We start from the raw sequence: 2,468 nt of genomic DNA on the forward strand, positions 1-2,468 counted from the left end.
GCCGACAGGTCGTTGTTGCCCGAGGCGATCTGCGAGCTGGCCGACGCCACGCCTTCTGCGCTGCCGCGCACCGTGCTCACGGTGTTCACCAGGCTTTGCTGCATGCGCTGCAGCGCGCTGAGCAATTGGCCGGTTTCGTCCTGGGACTGCGCGTGGATGTGGCCGCTCAGGTCGCCGCTGGCTACGCGGTCGGCGGCCTCTACCGCCTGGGCCAGCGGGCGGGTAATGGACCGGATGATGGTGATGGCCAGAAAGATCGCCAGCGCAATGGCCGCAGCCCCGGCGATGAGCACATCGCGCTGCAGTGCGCTGGCGGCGGCTTCGGCCCGCTCGCCCGCATCGGCGGTGACCTGGGCCTGGAAGTCGACCTGCTCCTGGATGGTGGCCTGGTAGGCCCGCTGGGTGGGGCGCAGGCGCTCCTCCAGCAGTTTCAGGGCCTCGTCCTTTTGCCCCTTTTGCACAAGGCCGATGTACTCGTCGCCCAGCGCCAGGAAGCTGCTGCGGTTTTGCTGCATGCGTGCCAGGATCTCCTTGCCCTTGTCAGAGCGGATCAGGCTGACGATGACCGGCATTTCCTTGGCGATCGACGCCCGCGCAGCGGCCACGCGCTCGAGCGACTGCTTGATGATGTCTTCGGACGCGAACAGCGCCAGGTTGCGGAACTGGATGGCCTGCACATTCACCCCATCGGTCAGCGTGCCCATCGCCTTGGTGATGGGAATGCGCATGGTGACGATGTCGTTGAGCGACGCGCGCTGGCTGGCCGAATGCGCCAACGCCACACCCCCCAGGATTGCGAGCAGCAGCACCATGGCAGCAAATGCTGCCGCAAGGCGGGTGGAAATGTTCAAGCGGTGCATCTTCGGGTACTCCTCGTTGAAAGCAAGGATTGAAATGTTGTTGCCCCACCATATAGCGGCGAACACTCATCAGCCAGCACTATTTGGCATAACTGACTGAACACGTCTCGCTGGCGCACCCAATGGCCGGTGTGCGTTTGGAGAGCTGGCTCCATGCGCGCGGCCCGTCTCGGCACAAAAAAATGCTACCGTCACGGCACGTCCTCGCACCCGCCGTCCCACCCCTTCGCAAGCACCACCCGATGCCATTTTTCAGCAAGAACCAAGAGTCCGGCGACCCCGCCCACCTGCCGCCACCCGGGCTGCCCTTGCTGGCCCTGGAGCTGCGCGCGCCGTGGGAATTCGGCGCTGTGCTGCCCGCCTGGCCCGTGCTGCAGCGGGCCCCGCGGGGCGACGGCCACACGGTCATCGTGTTCCCTGGGCTCACGGCGGGCGACGCCACCACCATCCCGCTGCGCCGCTACCTCGATTCGCGCAACTACGGCACGCAAGGATGGGGCCAGGGCCTGAACCTGGGCCCGCGCGACGGCGTGCTGGACAACGCCAAGCGCCAACTGCAGGCGGCCAGCGACGCCAGCGGCCGCAAGGTGAGCCTGGTGGGCTGGAGCCTGGGCGGCGTGTACGCCCGCGAACTGGCCAAGGAAATGCCGGACCGGGTGCGCTGCGTGATCACGCTGGGCACGCCGTTTGCCGGCCACCACCGGTCCACCAACGCCTGGCGCATCTACCAGTTCGCCAGCGGCCGCGACATCGAACGCGAGACCGAGAACTACAACCTGCCTGAAGCCCCCCCGGTGCCCACCACCAGCATCTACTCGCGCAGCGATGGCGTGGTGGCCTGGCGCGGCAGCATCCAGGCGCCGGCCGCGCACAACCCGCACACCGAGAACATCGAGGTGGTGGCCAGCCACTTCGGCATCGGCCTGAACCCCAGCGCCTGGTGGGCCGTGGCCGACCGCCTGGCCCAGCCGCAAGAGGGTGCATGGCAACGGTTCCAGCGCCCCACCCTGCCGGGGCTGCAGCTGGTCTACCCCGACCCCGAGCGGTGAGGCGTGGGGCAGGCAGCATGGACCCGAAGCCCCCCATATTCCTGACGCCACCGTTCTGAAAAACAAAAAACAAAAAACAAAAAGCACGCGGAGAACCTTCTCCCGCGTGCTTCTTTTTTCATAGCTGCTACCGCTTGTCCAGCAAGCGGCAGCAGCTATTTTTCCTGGATTTCAGGGTGAGCCTTTGGGGCGGGCCTGCTGGGCCGGCCCCTCAAAAGCTCTCCCAGTCATCGTCCCCACCCGCTGCCGGCGCGGGCGCCCTGGCCGGTGCGGCCGCTGGCTTCGGTCCCGCCTTGGCCGCGGGCTTGGGTGCAGGCAGGCTGGCGGCAGGTGATGCGCCGCCCGCAGGCTTGGCCGGGCTGCTGCTGCTGCTGCTGCGGGCGGCCAGCTTGGGCGCTGCAGGCGCTGCGGCTGCCGTGCTCGACAGGGTCTTGCGGGCCGCGGGTGCGGGCACGGGGGACGCAGCGGTGTAATGGCGCGCTGGTGGTGTCGATGACGATGTCGATGGCGGGGCCGCGCTGCGCTGCTGCCCCCCCGCCTCCAGCTTGAACACCGCCAC

At 67.7% G+C, this 2,468-nt stretch carries 2 protein-coding genes and 1 pseudogene; 1 reads left to right on the forward strand and 2 read right to left on the reverse strand.

The window, feature by feature from the left end:
* The coding region (locus ASG27_RS11760) for an MCP four helix bundle domain-containing protein (protein ID WP_156370697.1) at positions 1–860 on the reverse strand (860 nt) is incomplete at its 3' end.
* Between the two features lie 242 nt (positions 861–1,102).
* Here ASG27_RS11760 and ASG27_RS11765 point away from each other — a divergent pair.
* The gene (locus tag ASG27_RS11765) at positions 1,103–1,909 is read left to right on the forward strand and encodes an alpha/beta fold hydrolase (RefSeq protein WP_056417159.1); all 807 of its coding nucleotides are present in this window, start codon (positions 1,103–1,105) and stop codon (positions 1,907–1,909) included.
* A gap of 211 nt (positions 1,910–2,120) precedes the next feature.
* Here ASG27_RS11765 and ASG27_RS27150 read toward each other — a convergent pair.
* Positions 2,121–2,468 (reverse strand): annotated as a pseudogene (locus ASG27_RS27150) (hypothetical protein); the annotation flags it as partial.

It is taken from the genome of Acidovorax sp. Leaf191 (genome assembly GCF_001424425.1).
GTDB lineage: Bacteria > Pseudomonadota > Gammaproteobacteria > Burkholderiales > Burkholderiaceae_C > Acidovorax.

Coding starts and splice junctions, on each gene's coding strand:
- ASG27_RS11765 (WP_056417159.1), top strand. CDS start 1,103: ATGCCATTTTTCAGCAAGAACCAAGAGTCCGGCGACCCCGCCCACCTG.